The organism is Methanolinea mesophila, from assembly GCF_017873855.1.
Classification (GTDB): Archaea; Halobacteriota; Methanomicrobia; order Methanomicrobiales; family Methanospirillaceae; genus Methanolinea_B; species Methanolinea_B mesophila.
The window spans coordinates 1,162,045-1,178,234 of sequence record NZ_JAGGKR010000001.1 but is presented as its reverse complement, the minus strand read 5'-3'; the positions used below and the strand labels follow the sequence as shown (position 1 = coordinate 1,178,234).

Sequence of the window (16,190 nt, the reverse complement as noted above, 5' to 3'; positions counted from 1 at the left end):
TCAGGAGTGACTCGCCCTATCCCGGTTCTCCTGCTCCTCCTGATCTTCATCGCAATTCCCTGTGCAGCGGTGCAGATCACCGAGTTCTGCCCGGATACCTATCTTCCTGAAGACGCGGACGAGTACCTGGTCCTGTCAGGAGTGGGATCCCTGGACGGAGTGGTGATCTCGGATGGGGAGGGAGGATTCAGGTTTCCTACCGGGGCGAGTATTGACGGGGAAATTATCATAGCCTCCCACGGGACCGCGTACCAGGCAGTGCACGGGACCCCTCCCCGGTACGAATGGTACGACACCTCACCCTTCATCGAAGACGTTATCCGGAGCGGGACCCTGAAACTGGCGAACAAAGGGGACCAGCTCTCTCTCTACCACGATCAGAACAGGCTGGTGCAAACGGTGTCCTGGCCGGAGGACGTCACGGCGCGGGAGGGGCAGGTCCATTACTACGACGGGACATGGGACCCCCGGGTGCTCATGCTCGGACAGTCCAGGGTACTTCCGGTAACCTGCGAAGGGGTCCGAGGGACGGTGTTTGCCGCGCCGGACTCCTCATTTTCCGTGTTTTCTGATTGCGTAGCAGGGGCGTCATCCCGTATCCTGGTGAATGTCTACGAATTTACGAGCCCCCGGATGGCATCGTTGCTCGGGGAGGCCCGGGATCGCGGGGTTTCCGTGGAGGTGCTGCTGGAGGGAGGGCCCGTAGGAGGAATATCGCGGGAGGAGCAGGGGGTGATATTTTCGCTCAATCAGTCAGGCATACCGGTCTACCTGATGACGGGAGAGCAGGAAGCCCATCCGCCCTACCGGTTCGACCATGCAAAGTACATGGTGGTGGACGAATCCCGGGTCTTCATCACCAGCGAGAACTTCAAGGACCACGGGTTCCCGGTTCCGGTCGCCCGGGGGAACAGGGGCTGGGGTGCGGTCCTGGAAAGCAGGGAACTGGCAGAGTACTTCTCCGGAATATTCTATCATGATTCCCGGGGTGCCTGGGTTGACCCGGCATCACCGGCAGATCCGGGCCTCCCTGAGGATCCAGTGGAAAATTCCCGGTATTCTCCGGAATTCGAGCCCTATGGATTCGATTCGGCCAGGGTGACTACAGTTATATCCCCGGATAGCAGCGGCCTGATTTCAGATCTTATCAGATCAGCGGAGGACCGGATCGATATCGAACAGGCATACATCACCGACAGGAGCCCGGGGCAGCTGAATCCCTATCTCGCCGAAGCGATCAATGCATCGCGAAGAGGAGTCCGGGTACGCGTAATCCTTGACTCGTCGTGGTACAACGTGGCAGAGGACACGGATAACGATGAGATGGTGTCGAACATCAACCGGATCGCAGTCGAGGAAGCGCTCCCGCTCCAGGCCCGGCTCGCCGACCTTGAAGGAAACAACCTCATGCAGGTGCATAACAAGGGGGTGATAGTGGACGGGAGAAAAGTGCTGATCAGCAGCATCAACTGGAACGAGAACTCCCCGACCTTCAACCGGGAGGCGGGAGTCATCATCGAGCATCCCGGGGTCGGGGCGTACTTTTCGGAAGTGTTCGAGGATGACTGGAACAGCGGGCGGGTGGAAACGGGGGGCACTCCCCGACCTGATTACCTGAAAGTCGGCCTTGCATTCGCGGTGTTAGCGGTCCTTGCGGTTTACTTTACGCTCCGAAGGAGAAGAGTGAGATAATGTAACAGGATCCCGGGCGTGCACGGGATGTCCCCGCGGAAAACAATCCGGAAAAGTCTTTTAATTGGTGATAGCAGCCGGGTGCGGTTCTAACTCTTTTTCATCGCACAACGGCAGAGGTCGCAGAGGGTAATGATGGACCCGTCGCCGCGTACTGCGGAGGCCCACCTGTCGATGAGCGCGTCGAGATCGCCCGAGAATTCGATCGCTCCCGACCCGCCCCTCTTTTTGCTCATGTACTGGGATATCGCAGCCCTGCTCACTCCCAGTTTTTTCGCGGCATCACTCTGGGAAAAACCCTGATTATTCACCAGACGATAGACCATTTCGGCTCTCATTGCAGGAAGGTACTTGCGAACCATGGCATCGCATACCATGATATCGCAGTCCCTCCCCATCATGCGGCCACCACGGACTCTCTGTACTGGTAGATGATCTGCCGGGCGTCCCTGAAGTTGAATTTCTCAATTATGAGGTGTTTCTCCTTCAGTTTCTTGAGTGCATACCTTACAGTGCGGGGTGCGAGCTTGCTTTTCTTCACAAGCTCCTTGTGAGTCATCGCACCCCCTTCGTCCAGAATCTTCAGGACGGTCTTTGATGATGGGGGAAGGTTCACCTCACTCATAGTATCTATGTTAACGCTGTTAACATATTAAACTATCGGTATTATAAGAATGCATAATGACAGCTCTTCATGCTTGACCGGAAAGAACGGATTGCACTCGCCCTGCTCATCGCGGTCGCGCTTACGGTAACCGTGGCGGCAGTTGTCCTGGAGGCAGTCGGGAAAGGCCCGTTTTATAGTCCGTTCACCAGTACAGCCCAGGAAGGAGCACAGGTATTCCTCGAGGGTGCGGTCGAAAAGGTGACCTGGACACAGGACGGAGCGCACTTGCAGATGGTAGTTAACGGGGTGAATGTATTCGTCCCGTCGGCCGCAGCGCAGGGGCTCACTATCGCGGTGGGAGACCACGCGGCACTCTACGGGGTCGTGCAGGTCTACCGGGGGGAAAAAGAAATCCTTGTGGAATCTCCCGGCGACCTGAAAATTATTCGTGATTAATCGCCATGCGGTCTTCGATAATTCTATTTGCCGGGGCTGCTACCTGCCCGTTCAAGGTCGGGCCCGGGTTCCCGTAGGCATCCGGATCATGGAGCACCCCCCGCGAGGATGCTCAGGATGATGAGGTATCCTGATCGCCCGAAGCCCCGGGGTGGTGCAGTACCTCATAGGAGACCGCGAGGTTCCCTATGCAATCCCTCACCATCCGTTCCCGGCTGGATAGTGTGGGTTTCCTGCCGCTTTTTACCTCAATAAATACCACTTTCTTAAGGTCACCGGTTGAAAGCCCGTCGAATATCACGAAATCCACCGGAGAGCCAAGAAACCTGGCATCCTTTGGATTATATGAAAACCCGGGAAAATACGGGATCAGGTGCTCGGTAACTTTTCCCTGGATCACCGACTCACTCTTTTTCACCGCGTCCTTCCTGATGCGGTCCTCTTCCCGGCCCGTCCATTCCCGGGTATAGAGCGTGGCCAGTGCGCTCGCCTCGGATTCCAGTGTAGTGTTCTTCCATTGCCGGAACTTCTCTTCGGCTCTCGACTCGAGCGCCCCCCGGAGTCTGAGGTAAAAGACCACGAGGATCAACAATGCAACGATGGTCAGGAGAAGAGCAAATTCGAGCATACATAGGTTCTTTCTCTGCGAGTAATAAGAAATTCGGAAATCGGGGTGTTTTCTTCGATATTCCCGAGATATGACAATTAAAAAGAATGTGACAGCGCCCCGGTCATAGGTTCCTGCGGAACGATCCCGGGCCCCCAGTGCTGGACCCGGTTACTTTTTTTGTTTCAACATGTGAAGGGCGACCTCGGCGGCGGTCCGAACCGTCTCATCGGGGTCTTTCGCCGCGACCTCGAGGGCCGGTATCGCGTCGGTATCACCGATGTTACCGAGTGCCCACGCTGCATGCCTCCGCACCAAGCGGTCCTTGTCTTTCAGCGTCGCTATAAGGGGTTTCACTGCACGCGGATCTTTGAGTTTTCCGAGCCCTATCGATGCCCCGATCTTCATCCACTTCTCCTTCGAGGCCAGTGCGGTGATCAATGGCCCGACCGCTCTGGGGTCTCCTATGCTGCCCAGGGATTTCGCGGCGATCCAGCCTACGTCGACATACGGATCTTCGAGAGCCCTGATCAGGGGCTCGACTGCGGAGGGGTCCCCGAGCTCGCCGAGTGCTTCGGCGGCTTTCCATCGCTCATCGAGGTAACGGCTTTCCAAAAGTTCGAGAAAATACTGAACTCTCCGCCGGATCACCACCTGATCGATATCCGGCCCTGGCCCATCCGGGCCCGGAGCGGCAGGTGAAGGGACTTCATCTTTTTCCGCAGGCATGGTGTCTTGTACTCATGCGAATCTGTGAGGTATGCCGCCTTATATATTACTGTTCAAATACGTCCGGAACCCGCAGGGCTACAGGTCAGGTAAAAAATCGAGGCTTACATCGAGATTCACCACACTATGGGTCAGGCAGCCCATGCTGATGACATCCACACCCGGCAGGGCGTACAGGATCGCGTTCTCCTCGCAAATCCCGCCTGAGACCTCGATGATACGCGAATCCCCGCCGGGAACGCCGCGTATAGCCCTTACGGCGCCAGCGACAGCTTCCGGGGTCATGTTGTCCAGCATGATGATATCCGCCCCGGCCAACGCCGCCCTTCTCGCCTGGTCCGCATCCCTGACTTCAACCTCGACCCGATGATATACGGACCCCATCTTCGCCCGGGATATCGCCTCCTCAAGGGGCAGGAGCAGGAGGTGGTTGTCCTTGATCAGAACCGCATCGGACAGACCAAACCGGTGACGCACCCCCCCGCCAAGTGCAACGGCTTTTTTGTCCAGGACCCGCAGCCCCGGGGCCGTTTTCCTGGTGCAGGCGATGGTGCACGATGAATTCTTTTCCCGGACCTTATCTGCGATCTCCCGGGTCTTTGTTGCGATACCGCTCATTCTTCCGATGATATTGAGGGCGGTCCGCTCCCCGAGGAGCACTCCCCTTGCCGGCCCTTCGAGTTCGAGCAGGATCCCGCCACGGACCACCAGTTCACCGTCCCGGGCTCTCGAATTCACCGCGACCCCCAGGATCGAAAAGATTTCAGCGGCTTCTTCGAGCCCGGCGATTATACCCGTCTCTTTTAACTGGATCACGCCATGGCAGGTGAGGGAAGGGTCTATCAGGAGTTCGCTGGTGAGATCGCCGTAAGGTGCATCTTCCGAAAGGAACCCGAGGAGTTGTTCACGGTCGACCATGGAATTCACTATCTCCCTATCTCAATCATCCTTTCGATCGCAGATCTCGCCTTTTCCATGATATCGGCGGGGAGGATGATCTCGAACCGTTCATATTCGAGGGAATCGCGGAGATCCTCCAGGCTGATCTTTTTCATGTCCTCGCAGACTGCGTCCTCTCTCATGTAAAATGTCTTACCGGGATACAGGGTCCTCAGGCGGTATCCCATGTCCCTTTCGGTGAACACGTTCCATGTGCCGGCCTCCGGGGCGCTCCGCACCATTCCGCCGGTCGACGCCACAAGGTCCGACATTTTCTGGATCTCCGGCCTGCATTCAGGGTGACAGATGATCCTTCCACCCCGTATCCTGGCCTCGCGGATGTCGTCCTCGGTAAACATCTGGTGCACGTAGCAGTGTCCATGAGCGGGAAGGGGGATGATATACTTCCCGGGAACCTTATCCTGGATATACGCCGCGAGGTTTGCGTCGGGACCCACGATCACCTCGCGGGAATCGAGCGAACTGACGACCTTCACCGCATTCGCGGAGGTGCAGATCACGTCGGCATATGCCTTGCACCGTGCAGTGCTGTTGATATAAAGGACCACCGCCGCCGAGGGATGTTCATTTCTTGCCGCAAGGATCATCTCCGGGGTAAGCTGGGCCGCGAGAGGGCATGTCGCGTCCTTTACGGGAATAAGCACTTTCCTGCCGGGGTTGAGAATTTTTGCCGTTTCGGCCATGAAATCAACCCCGCAGAAGATTATTACCGGCGCATCGGTCGCTTTTGCGGCGATTGCCAATTCCAGGCTGTCCCCGACGACATCGGCCATGTCCTGGATCCCGGGTGGCTGGTAGTTGTGTGCCAGGATTATTGCCGATTTTCGCTCTTTCAGCCTCCGGATCTCTTCACGGTAGTTCATGTACCGATCACCAGCGGATCTTCAAGATCCCGGAGGAGCGTGAGGATGGAGAGGGCGGCCAGGTAGCTCGTTGCAGGGTTGTCCGGGCTCGGAACGTTGTTCACCCGTATGTAAATGTCCCCGAATTCACCCTCGGCAAAAATTTCATGAATGTTCCGTTCGACATCCGGGTCGGCCCACAGTTCCACGTCCGCATCCGCCCCCGCCGCGAGGCTCAGTGCGACGGATACATTCACGTTCTTGGGAAACTCCTTGATGCATTCGTTCGCCTTCCCGAGGAAGATCATTTTCCGCTCCCTGGTGACGATCCCGAGCGATTCCGGGGTCTTTGTGGTGCGGAGAAGAAGGTGGTTGATCTTCGAAATACGCCCGACTTTCAGGTTATCAAGCCCGCATATTGCGCCACTTGGAATATAGATCCGGCGCTCCGATGACCTCGCGATCGTTTTCAGGTTTTCCAAGAACTCCCTGTCCGAGAGGGCTCCGACGCTCATCACCACGAGGTGTTTTCCGTGCTTCAGGATGTCCCCGGCGTAGCGGTGCACCGCCCGGACTGATGCCGCTTCGACCGCATAGTCGAAATCCATGTCCAGAAATGAAGGGAAGTCCTCGCAGGCGGTCGCTCCGCATACATCGGCGAGCTCACGGGCTCTCTCAAAAATCAGGTCATAAACTGCGACAATCTCGATATTTTCCCTGTATTTTGCGATGATATGTCCGATATTTCCGCAGCCTACCAGCCCGATCCTGATCATCACCTATAAATAGACACCTACCACCGGTTAAGGATTTTCATTACTCCGAATGGGTTTTTCCCGGCCTGAATCCTGTATATCCTGACAAGATGGACGTAAACTGACCGTTTGGAAGAAAGGGATGCTTAATCGGTTCTCCGGCAGATGATCATGGGAAGAATTTCATCATGACCGGGTTTTTACCAGACCCCGCCGAAGGGAATGTTCTCCGGTCGGTCCGGGACGTAAAGGTGTGCGTCCTGACGTTCGGCTGCACCTACAACCAGGCAGATGCCGGAAAGATCGCCGAAGTCCTGAAACATCAGGGATGCACCATCGTCGATCTTCCGGAAGATGCCGAAGCAGTTATCGTCAACACCTGCACGGTAATCGCATCGACGGAACGTAAAATGCTCCGCCTGATCGCGGACCTGAAGGACAGACCCCTTTACGTAAGCGGGTGTATGGGGGTGGTGCAGAGAGACCGGATCCTTGAAGTCGCCGCTCCCGGGTTCATTTCTCCCGGGGAGATCCAGCGGGAGTACAGGAGAGTGAACACGGTGAGCGCATCCCCGGTCGGGATCGTGCAGATCGCGTCAGGCTGCCCGGGGAGTTGTGCATATTGCATCACGCGGAAAGCAAGGGGACCGTTGCGAAGTTTTCCACGGGAAGAGATCGTGGAACACGCCCGGAAGCTGGCCAGGGGAGGGGCATGCGAGATCAGGATCACCGCCCAGGACGTGAGCGCCTGGGGGCTCGATCGGGGCGAAGACCTTCCCGATCTCCTGTCCGGCCTCTGCAGTGTCCCGGGTAACTTCTTCCTCAGGCTGGGCATGATGAACCCGGCGACGCTCCTGCCGCTGCTCACGGAGATCATCCGGTCGTTCCGCGATGACAAGGTCTTCAAATTTCTGCACCTCCCCGTGCAATCCGGTTCCGATCAGGTGCTTGCAGGGATGCAGAGGCACTACAGTGTCGACGATTTCGAACGGATCGTGAATGCGTTCCGCGAGAAATTTCCCTCGATGTACCTTATGACCGACCTTATCTGCGGGTTTCCGGGAGAAACGGAGGAGGACATCGGAAAGACGATCGACCTGCTCTACCGGGTCAAACCGAATAAAGTAAACATCACCCGCTATTCGTGGCGTCCTCTGACGATTATACCACATTCGGGCGACCTGCCCGACCGGATAAAAAAGGACAGGTCGCGATTGCTGTTAAAACACGCGACTGCAATCTACCATGAATTAAACCGGCAGTGGATCGGGAAGACCGTCCCGCTCGTGGTGACCGAGAGGATCCGCGAGGGGTCGGTCTCGGCAAGGACCCCCGAATATCACAATGTCATACTTCGCGAAGACCTTCCCCCCGGATTCAGGTGTCATGCGCGGATTACCGGGGAACGGATGTATTATCTGACCGGTGAACGGTGCGAACCATCCGGTCCATAAGAAGACCTCCAAAAAAAAGAAGGGCGATCGTTCTTGGGTAATCCTGCCCCGAACGGTCGCCGCCAGGATATACTCTCTTTTCGCTTCTCTGTTCCGCCCGGGGACTCATTCTTCTCTCCATTAGTATATCGCATCATAGGGTTTATAGCCGAAAAATGGCGTTCGCCTAAAAAAGGTTATTGCCGTTCGAATCCTTCTGATTCTCATCACGTCCGCACCGTTTTATGGCCCCCGGGGGACGCGGATGTAGTGGGAAGTGAATCATGGACGCCATCGAGAAGGGATTTGATGCATTAGTAACGAAAGTGCAGGAATACGAGAAGAAGAAAGAGCAACTGAAGGGTGCGGTAGTACAGAAAGAGGCTCTTCTCCTGGCGAGGATGGGGGAGGAGACCGCCCCGGTAATCTCCGGTATCGGCCTCGTCATGCTCGAGCGGGGGAAAACGGACAACTGTGGAGAACTGTACGATACCCAGTTCTACAAGGAGAAGATGATCGTCCTCGGAAAGACCGATCCCGCAGAATACCGGCCTGACGATATCAGTAAAAAAGTAACCGACCAGTTCTGTGTCTTATCGGAAGAGGGAAAATTTTACGAGCTCATGTACAGTTCGGACGGATTTATCGTGGATTCCTTCCGGAACCCGATCGATCCCCGCGAGGCCCTCGAGATTTACGGGTACGAGATCATGTTCATGCTCTATCGTGCGATGCGGGATTATCTGGCCGAGGAAAAAGAACTGGTGGAAGCCCTGCAAAAAACAATTGATTTCCTCCATCCCGAGGAAATGGAGAAGTAGGGGAAGTTCTTACTTCCATTTGAATAACGGAAACATTGGTTTTAAGAGATCCTCATCTCCGCCCTTGAGGGCGGAAAGGCGGAATGTTTTCTCGTACCTGTCCCCCCGCTCGTTTTTGAACGCCACCGATGCTTTCGCCTCGTTAATCATGTTTTCGAAGTGGTAAGTTCTCTCCTCATCGACCTGGAGGACAGGGATATCATATTCCTTATCCAACGGCACGATGGCGACGTGAATGGAATATGCCGGGGCGTTTCCCCTGTTGGTCACCCTGACGTTCTTGGCGTCCCCCGAGAGCGTGGCGATCACGTCGGGAAGAATGGTGCTGTCCGCCATGATAAGGAGCGACATGAAGAGGGTAAGAACTATCACCAAAATAATAAGGCCGACATAGACATCAACGACGACCGCGATAATTCCAGCCAGAACAAGGCCTGCAACAAGCAGGATTATCTGGTTTCTGTCCATGCTCATGACTTAGCCTGAAGACTATATCAATCCGCTGAAACATGGGCCCGGGCTGGCTCCGGGAAATGGCCCGGCAGTCAGGAATATGTCCGGCGATTATCGGGATTTATTGGTATATCTCGCCAGGAATTTCAGATAATGTCACGTTTTTGCTAAAAAAGGTGTAAGAATGGGCCCGATGTGATTCGAACACATGACCTCCCGGTTATCAGCCGGGCGCACCACCTGGCTATGCTACGGGCCCTCGCGTTGCCTTATTAGTTAAATCGTCCCTAGTTTTTATAGGTTATGGATTGTGTCCGGCAGTAGTTTAAAACCACAGAAAGACGTATCTTCTGCAATGAAAATGGCCCGGCCATTTTCTGGATTATGACCCTGACAACGGGAACGCGGTTTTCGGGCTGCCGGTATGAAGACCCCTCCGGGTTTTCACAGGGAAGGTCGTGAACGGAGAGTCTCGTGTGCGTAAGGAACGATATGAAGATCCGGTGAGAGGAAGATGGAGCCACAATATCTTCTGGGAAATGAAGCAATAGCCCACGGGTGCCTGGAAGCACCGATCGATCTCGCCTGCGGGTATCCCGGGACCCCTTCGTCGGAGGTCATCGATATCCTGCGGGTGTGCCCCGGCCGGGGATACTACGTCGAATGGTCGGTCAATGAAAAGGTCGCGCTGGAAAATGCACTGGCCGCCGCATGGTGCGGGGTCCGGGCACTCTGCACCATGAAGCACGTGGGCCTGAACGTTGCAGCCGATCCGCTGATGACCAGCGCCTATACCGGGGTTACCGGGGGCCTCGTGATCATGAGCGCAGATGATCCCTTTGCCCACAGTTCGCAGAACGAACAGGACAGCAGGTGTTATGCGCAATTTTCCCGGATTCCCTGTCTCGACCCCGCCTCCATCCAGGAGGCGCACGATATGGTGAGGGATGCATTCAGGCTTTCGGAAGAGTTCGCGCTCCCGGTGCTCTTCCGGCCGACAACACGGATATGCCATTCCAAGGGCGACGTGGTTCTTGGAGATGCGGCAAAACCCGGAAGGAAGGGAGAATTCCACCGTGACCCGCGGCAATACGTGGTTATACCTGCCCATACGCGGGTGCTCCACAAAAAATTGAACGAAAAACAACCGGGGATAAAAAAACGGCTGGTGGACCTCGGGTACAACCACTACCAGGTCCGGGGTGAGGTGGCGGTTATCTCAGGGGGTATCGCCGCCGAATACGTGCGCGAGGTACTACCGGACAACGTCTCGTTCATGAAGATCGGGGCATATCCCATCGATGAGGAATGGTTGTCGGGCTTTGTACGGCTTCATCGTAAGGTCGTGGTGGTCGAAGAGCTCGCCCCGGTGATCGAAGGGGCGGTGCGGGAGGTCTCCGGCACGGTCGAGGTGCACGGAAAAAAGGACGGGCATTCTCCCTACGAAGGGGAGTTCTCTCCCGGGCTCGTCAGCGGGATCCTCTCTTCTGCGGGCATCTCCCCTGCGGTCACATATCCTAAGGTGACCCCGGCTCCCGACGTCCCGCCCCGACCTCCAATCCTCTGTGCCGGATGCCCGCACAGGGCGGTATTCTACGCGATGCGGAAGATCTTCAAGGACGGGCTTTACCCTTCGGACATAGGCTGCTACACCCTCGGACTCCAGATGGGGGCGGTCGACACCACCATCTGCATGGGGGCCTCTATAACGGTAGGGAGCGGGATGAAGCACGCAGGCGAGGAACGCGATGTGGTGGCTACCATCGGGGACTCTACGTTCCTGCATACGGGGATCCAGGGCCTCCTGAACGCGGTATATAATGGTGCGGACATGACCGTGGTGATCCTCGACAACCGGATCACCGCTATGACCGGCCACCAGCCGAACCCCACGACCGGAGTTACCGCAACGGGGGATCCCTCTCCCCCGGTATCGCTCGAGGCGATCTGCCGGGCGTGCGGGGTTTCCTTTGTAGAGACTGTCGACCCCTACAACCTCGTCTCCCTTACTACGGCGCTGAAGGATGCGAAGGCACGTCCGGGGGTTAAAGTGATCATCGCCCGGCAGGCATGCGTCATCTCCGCCCGTAGGGCAGGAATCAAGCGGGGAGTCTTTACCGTCGACCAGGACGTCTGTACCGACTGCGGGCTCTGCATCCAGTTCGGCTGTCCGGGTATCGAGCGCACCGGCCAGGGGGTCAGGGTCACCGATCTCTGCAGCGGGTGTGCGATCTGCACGCAAATCTGTCCTTCGGGTGCCATCAGGAAGGGAGGGAAGAAATGACCCGGGAGAAGAGCTTCGACGTAATCATCGTGGGGATCGGAGGCCAGGGGACCATCCTCGCCTCGAATATTCTCGGGTCAGCCTGCCTTTTGGAGCGAAAGCCGGTGAAGGGTGCCGAGACCCACGGGATGGCCCAGAGGGGAGGCTCCGTTGAGAGTCATATCCGGATTGGGGGAGTGTTCGGTCCGCTTATACCTCCCGGCACGGCGGACCTGCTCATCGGCTTCGACCTTCTGGAAGCCCGGCGTTACGCGCATTACCTCAGGCCCGAAGGAGTAATGGTGGTGAACAGGCAGCTGGTGGTCCCCACCTCGGTGCACATGGCCGGAACCCCGCCACCGACCATCACTCAGGTCGAAGAGGCACTGGAAGGGTTCCGGTTGTGCCTGGTCGACGCCGAAGCCCTGGCGGTACAGGCGGGCAGCCCCCTCACCCAGAACGTGGTAATGATGGGTGCAGCGTCGCATTTCCTCCCCCTGGGATACGAATCACTCCGGAAAGCCATGGAACTCCAGGTCCCTGCGAAAACGGTGGAGACAAACATCAGGGCGTTCGAGCTGGGAAGAGACGCGGGAAAGGAATGCGGAGACCGGATCACCCCCCGATGAACCCCGGAAGAACGTCCCGGACCCGCGGAAAGGGTGTCGCGGACCTGCCGGCCGGCCTCTCCCGAGAATCCGAAAATCTCGGGCCGTTCGAGCGGGACCGCATCTACCAGGGTGATGCCCTTGAACTTCTCTCCCGGGTCCCGGAGGGATCCGTCGATCTCATCATCACCGATCCCCCGTTCGCTATTGATTTCCGGGCACAGCGGCTTAACTACAACAGGACCGGGGGGCATGTCCTGGAGGGGTACCGGGAGATCCCGGCCGAGAATTACGCTGCGTTCACCCGGGACTGGGTCGGCCTGGCCTACCGGGCACTCGCCCCTTCAGGGAGCATGTATCTCTTCTCGGGGTGGAACAGGTTAAAAGACGTCCTGTCCGCCCTCGACGATACCGGTTTTATCACCATGAACCACCTGATCTGGAAGTACCAGTTCGGGGTATTCACCAGGAACAGGTTCGTGACCAGCCATTATCATATCCTCTTCGCGGTAAAAAATCCTAAAAATTACACGTTTCACAAGATCGACCATTATCCTGAAGACGTCTGGGTCATTAACCGGGAATACTGGAAAGGAAAGAAAAAAACCCCTACCAAGCTCCCTTCGGCTCTGGTAAAAAAAATCCTCGCGTATTCAAGCAACCCTGGTGATACGGTCCTCGACCCATTCCTGGGCTCGGGCACGGTCGCAGTGGCTTCGCAAGAGGAGGGCAGACATTTCCTGGGGTTTGAGATCGTCCCTGAATATTTCGATTTTGCACTCGAGCGACTGGGCCATTCCATGGGACCGCCACCCGGGACAGGATAACCGGCCTCCTGGAAAAGAAAGAACGCTGAGGGGGAGACTTGAACTCCCGAGGGGCAAATGCCCCACAGGCTTTCCAGGCCTGCGCCCTACCACTAGACTACCTCAGCAGAAGAGTGTATCCATACTATTGGGCGCGGGTTTTTTTAATCCTATCTCAATACACCCGGTTCACCTGCAAAACCACGGCTTACACGGGTCCGGATTGGGGGGGGTGCGATGTCCATCCGCGGGGATACGTTCCCGGCTTCATGAACACCGTCCGGGAGGCGACGACGAGCCCGTTCCCGCCGGGCTGGCAGACCTTCGAGGAGACCAGCGCCTGCCCCAGGCAGACGAGCTCTTCTTTAATGGTCATTACCGCCACCATTTCCCCTTTCCGGAACCCCCCCTCGAAGGAGAGAATCCCGGGGCATGCCAGTGACGCACCGTGGCAGATCGCGTCCACCGCGGTATCCCTTACGATTACCCGGGGAAGCGGCAACACCGCGGCTTCGACCGGCCGGATGAATTTTCTGAGCCCTGATATCGCGCCCTCCCGTGCGAGTACCGCGGCATCTTTCAGATCCTGCAACGTACACGCATCATCGACCGAAAATTGACCCGACCTTGAGCGGCGGAGCTCCTGCATCTGGCCCCCGGTGCCGAGGGCGAGGCCCATGTCGTGACAGAGTGAGCGAAGGTAAGTCCCCGCATCGCATCTGACCCGCATGAGCACAAGTCTCCCCTCCACGTCCAGGATCTCGAGCTCGTATATCGTCCGGATCCGGAGGGAACGGGCGACTGCGCTCCTGACCGGCGGCCGCTGGTAGACCCTCCCGGTGAACTCGCCGGCCACCCGCGCAATCTCCTCTCTTGATGCGTCGCCGTGGAGCCTCGCGAGACAGATGTATTCTTTCTCTTCCTGGAGGAGAAGGGGCGCCAACCGGACCGCATTGCCCAGCATCACCACCAGGACCCCCGAGACCATGGGGTCGAGGGTCCCGCTGTGCCCCACGTGCGAGGTGCCGAGAATCTCCCCGACCCAGGCCGTAACCTGGTGGCTCGAGGGCCCCCTTGGTTTATCGACGACCAGGATCCCCGGGTCTCCGAAGTCCCAGCCTCTGTGAACATTCATTTCCGGCATCCTGTCAGTCATCGTTTCTGAAACGGGGTTTTCACGTGTCCTTTTTTCTGCAGGTATCCCTGGAGAGCCGAAAGCGTACCCTCGAGGGTCCCGTCACCGGTGATCCCGGGATCTATCCCACCCATCCTGATTGCGTCTGCGGTAACTTCCCCGATAGCCATGACGAGCAGGCCCGGTCTCATTTCCCATACCCCTCTTGTAAATGACATGGCGCTGGTGAAGAGCACTGCGTCGGCCCCCCGAAGATCGAGGGGTTCTTCCGTGGGGATGAGCGCATAACAACGCATCTCTTCCGGTATTCCTCCGGCATCGCGTATCGCCTCTATCAGGCCGGGATTGGGAACATCCGCACGGGGGATACCAATTTTCTTCCCCCTTATCCAGCTTCCAAGGTAGGGCACGAACGCCCGGGAATAATGGGAGGGGAGCGTCTCGCACGGAATTTTGTATTCCTCCAGAGTCCCTGCCGTCTGCGGGCCTATTGCAATTATCCTCGGCCAGCGGGTGAGCAGGGGTGCCACGAGGCGGGCGGGAAGGGCGCTGGTAAAGAAGATGCAGTCATAGTGTTCCTCGTTCACCCGGCGTACGAATTCGCCGATCACCTGCGTTTGTATCTCGGCCCGCAGGGGGGATACCCTGTAGCATTCAAAGCCGAATTTCGCGCAGCGGGCATTATCTGAGCCCTCTTTTCCCTCGAGCCTTGTGATCGCGATCTTCATTCCCGCGTCCTCCCGGTACCACTGTATTAGTTTCGATTGATTTATCACCATTCCCTCCCGTTCTGGCTTTAAATGTGGGACATCCTTGCCGGAGTCCTGGTGGGCGTGCTGCTGGGCACGGTGAGTGGCCTTATCCCGGGGATCCACGCCAATACCATGGCAGGAATCCTTCTCGCAGCCGGCGCGGCCCTGGTACCGGTATTCGGGCCTTCGATGGTGGCGGTTGCAATGATCAGCGCACTCGTGACCCACACGTTCCTGGATGCGGTCCCCAGTACATTTCTCGGTGTCCCGGACCCTGATACGGCAATCGCAGTCCTTCCGGCACATGCACTGTGCATGCAGGGAAAAGGTGAGGAGGCGGTCAGGATATCCGCGCTCGGGAGCGCGCTCGGCGCGACTGCAGGAGTGCCCCTCGTGCTCGTCTTTGTCGGGGTGATCCCCATCGTCCAGGGTTACATAGACTGGGGGATCGGGATTCTTCTGGTCGGAGTAATGGGATACCTTGTGCTCAGGGAAGAATCTCCCGCGTGGTGCGGGGGTATATTCATCGTGTCGGGTATTCTTGGGTTGTTCTCGTTCGGTTTCTCCTACCTGGGAGGGCCGGGAGAGAGCAGCGCAGTCCTGATGCCGCTCCTGTCGGGCCTGTTCGGGGTCCCTCTCCTCCTCACCGCCGCCCCGGGCCCCGTCCCCCCGCAGTCCTATTCAGGCCTGGAACTCGGGGACCGTGAACTCCGGAGGAGTGCAGCGGGAGGCACTATTGCGGGAACCATGGTAGGCTGGCTCCCCGGCCTCTCAAATGCCACTGCAAATGCGGTTCTCGCGTCAGCCGTGAATTACCGTGATGACGGGAGAAGTTATCTCCTCGCCACAGGGGCGGCCAATACAGCAAACGCATTCCTCGGCATTGCCGCCTTCTATGCGGTGGCGCGGACCAGAAACGGAGTAATGGCGGCTATCGCGGGGATTGAGCCGCCACCGGTCACGGTGCTGCTCGCCGGCGCCGCACTCGCTGCAATGTTCGCGTTTTTACTCTGTATCTGGTTCTCAGGCAAGGCCGGAATGCTCACAGGCCTGGATCGGAAAAGGCTCAATACCGGCGTCATCGTATTCCTGGTGCTGCTCAGCTTCATGCTTGCCGGTCCCTTCGGACTGGCGGTGCTGATCCTCGCATCCATCGTGGGCTTTGTCCCGGATCTGGTGAACGTACCCAGGGTACACTGTATGGGGGCCGTCGCGGTGCCAGTGATCCTGTACTCGTTCGGGCTGCCGCTGCTGTGAAACAGCAGTGAACC

Annotated in this window: 18 protein-coding genes and 2 tRNA genes; 8 read left to right on the top strand and 12 right to left on the bottom strand. The window is 57.5% G+C overall.

Going from position 1 to position 16,190, the window contains the following annotated elements:
- Positions 1–6: 6 nt before the first annotated feature.
- On the top strand, positions 7–1,692 hold the full coding sequence (locus J2741_RS05545) for a phospholipase D-like domain-containing protein (RefSeq protein ID WP_342452235.1): 1,686 nt from the start codon (positions 7–9) through the stop codon (positions 1,690–1,692).
- 89 nt (positions 1,693–1,781) lie between these two features.
- Here the strand turns inward: J2741_RS05545 and J2741_RS05540 are convergent, their stop codons facing one another.
- Both J2741_RS05540 and J2741_RS05535 read right to left on the bottom strand, forming a co-directional pair.
- Positions 1,782–2,093: a transcriptional regulator gene (locus J2741_RS05540; protein WP_209674014.1), complete on the bottom strand. Its 312-nt coding sequence runs from the start codon at positions 2,091–2,093 to the stop codon at positions 1,782–1,784.
- Complete coding sequence (locus J2741_RS05535) at positions 2,090–2,317, bottom strand: winged helix-turn-helix domain-containing protein (protein WP_209674013.1); 228 nt, start codon at positions 2,315–2,317, stop codon at positions 2,090–2,092. The genes J2741_RS05540 and J2741_RS05535 overlap by 4 nt, the downstream gene beginning before the upstream one ends.
- 69 nt (positions 2,318–2,386) lie before the next feature.
- Between J2741_RS05535 and J2741_RS05530 the strand changes: the two genes are divergently transcribed.
- Positions 2,387–2,755 carry a hypothetical protein gene (locus J2741_RS05530; protein WP_209674012.1) on the top strand — a complete coding sequence of 123 codons (369 nt, stop codon included), beginning with the start codon at positions 2,387–2,389 and terminating at the stop codon, positions 2,753–2,755.
- A gap of 112 nt (positions 2,756–2,867) precedes the next feature.
- Here J2741_RS05530 and J2741_RS05525 read toward each other — a convergent pair whose 3' ends face one another.
- The 5 genes from J2741_RS05525 to nadX form a co-directional block, all read right to left on the bottom strand.
- Positions 2,868–3,383, bottom strand: a complete 516-nt coding sequence (locus J2741_RS05525; RefSeq protein WP_209674011.1) for a Holliday junction resolvase-like protein — start codon at positions 3,381–3,383, stop codon at positions 2,868–2,870.
- 150 nt (positions 3,384–3,533) lie between these two features.
- Positions 3,534–4,091 carry a HEAT repeat domain-containing protein gene (locus J2741_RS05520; RefSeq protein WP_209674010.1) on the bottom strand — a complete coding sequence of 186 codons (558 nt, stop codon included), beginning with the start codon at positions 4,089–4,091 and terminating at the stop codon, positions 3,534–3,536.
- Between the two features lie 78 nt (positions 4,092–4,169).
- Positions 4,170–5,009: a carboxylating nicotinate-nucleotide diphosphorylase gene (nadC, locus tag J2741_RS05515; protein WP_209674009.1), complete on the bottom strand. Its 840-nt coding sequence runs from the start codon at positions 5,007–5,009 to the stop codon at positions 4,170–4,172.
- An 8-nt stretch (positions 5,010–5,017) separates the two neighbouring features.
- The gene (gene nadA, locus J2741_RS05510) at positions 5,018–5,914 is read right to left on the bottom strand and encodes a quinolinate synthase NadA (RefSeq protein WP_209674008.1); all 897 of its coding nucleotides are present in this window, start codon (positions 5,912–5,914) and stop codon (positions 5,018–5,020) included.
- Positions 5,911–6,669 carry an aspartate dehydrogenase gene (gene nadX / locus J2741_RS05505; protein ID WP_209674007.1) on the bottom strand — a complete coding sequence of 253 codons (759 nt, stop codon included), beginning with the start codon at positions 6,667–6,669 and terminating at the stop codon, positions 5,911–5,913. Before nadX ends, nadA begins: the two co-directional genes overlap by 4 nt.
- A 167-nt stretch (positions 6,670–6,836) precedes the next feature.
- Between nadX and J2741_RS05500 the strand changes: the two genes are divergently transcribed.
- Together J2741_RS05500 and J2741_RS05495 are read left to right on the top strand one after the other, a co-directional pair.
- A complete protein-coding gene (locus J2741_RS05500; RefSeq protein ID WP_209674006.1) occupies positions 6,837–8,102 on the top strand; it encodes a radical SAM protein in 1,266 nt (421 codons plus the stop codon).
- Positions 8,103–8,365: 263 nt separating this feature from the next.
- Positions 8,366–8,902, top strand: coding sequence for a hypothetical protein (locus tag J2741_RS05495; protein WP_209674005.1), 537 nt, complete (start codon positions 8,366–8,368; stop codon positions 8,900–8,902).
- A gap of 9 nt (positions 8,903–8,911) precedes the next feature.
- Here the strand turns inward: J2741_RS05495 and J2741_RS05490 are convergent, their stop codons facing one another.
- Positions 8,912–9,370, bottom strand: a complete 459-nt coding sequence (locus J2741_RS05490; RefSeq protein ID WP_209674004.1) for a hypothetical protein — start codon at positions 9,368–9,370, stop codon at positions 8,912–8,914.
- A gap of 170 nt (positions 9,371–9,540) precedes the next feature.
- Positions 9,541–9,614 (bottom strand) — tRNA-Ile (locus tag J2741_RS05485).
- A 255-nt stretch (positions 9,615–9,869) separates the two neighbouring features.
- Between J2741_RS05485 and iorA the strand changes: the two genes are divergently transcribed.
- From iorA to J2741_RS05470, 3 genes are read left to right on the top strand one after another with little or no spacing between them, the layout of a single operon-like run.
- Positions 9,870–11,639: an indolepyruvate ferredoxin oxidoreductase subunit alpha gene (gene iorA, locus J2741_RS05480; RefSeq protein ID WP_209674003.1), complete on the top strand. Its 1,770-nt coding sequence runs from the start codon at positions 9,870–9,872 to the stop codon at positions 11,637–11,639.
- Positions 11,636–12,247 carry an indolepyruvate oxidoreductase subunit beta gene (locus tag J2741_RS05475; protein WP_209674002.1) on the top strand — a complete coding sequence of 204 codons (612 nt, stop codon included), beginning with the start codon at positions 11,636–11,638 and terminating at the stop codon, positions 12,245–12,247. Before iorA ends, J2741_RS05475 begins: the two co-directional genes overlap by 4 nt.
- On the top strand, positions 12,244–13,053 hold the full coding sequence (locus J2741_RS05470; protein WP_209674001.1) for a DNA-methyltransferase: 810 nt from the start codon (positions 12,244–12,246) through the stop codon (positions 13,051–13,053). Before J2741_RS05475 ends, J2741_RS05470 begins: the two co-directional genes overlap by 4 nt.
- Positions 13,054–13,076: 23 nt before the next feature.
- Here J2741_RS05470 and J2741_RS05465 read toward each other — a convergent pair.
- From J2741_RS05465 to J2741_RS05455, 3 genes are all read right to left on the bottom strand, one after another.
- Positions 13,077–13,160, bottom strand: a tRNA-Ser gene (locus tag J2741_RS05465).
- An 80-nt stretch (positions 13,161–13,240) separates the two neighbouring features.
- Positions 13,241–14,167 (bottom strand): RNA-guided pseudouridylation complex pseudouridine synthase subunit Cbf5, encoded by a 927-nt coding sequence (locus J2741_RS05460; protein ID WP_209674000.1) that lies wholly within the window; start codon positions 14,165–14,167, stop codon positions 13,241–13,243.
- A gap of 17 nt (positions 14,168–14,184) precedes the next feature.
- Positions 14,185–14,946 (bottom strand): uroporphyrinogen-III synthase, encoded by a 762-nt coding sequence (locus J2741_RS05455; RefSeq protein ID WP_342452234.1) that lies wholly within the window; start codon positions 14,944–14,946, stop codon positions 14,185–14,187.
- Between the two features lie 21 nt (positions 14,947–14,967).
- Between J2741_RS05455 and J2741_RS05450 the strand changes: the two genes are divergently transcribed.
- Complete coding sequence (locus tag J2741_RS05450; RefSeq protein WP_209673999.1) at positions 14,968–16,176, top strand: tripartite tricarboxylate transporter permease; 1,209 nt, start codon at positions 14,968–14,970, stop codon at positions 16,174–16,176.
- Positions 16,177–16,190 lie beyond the last annotated feature (14 nt).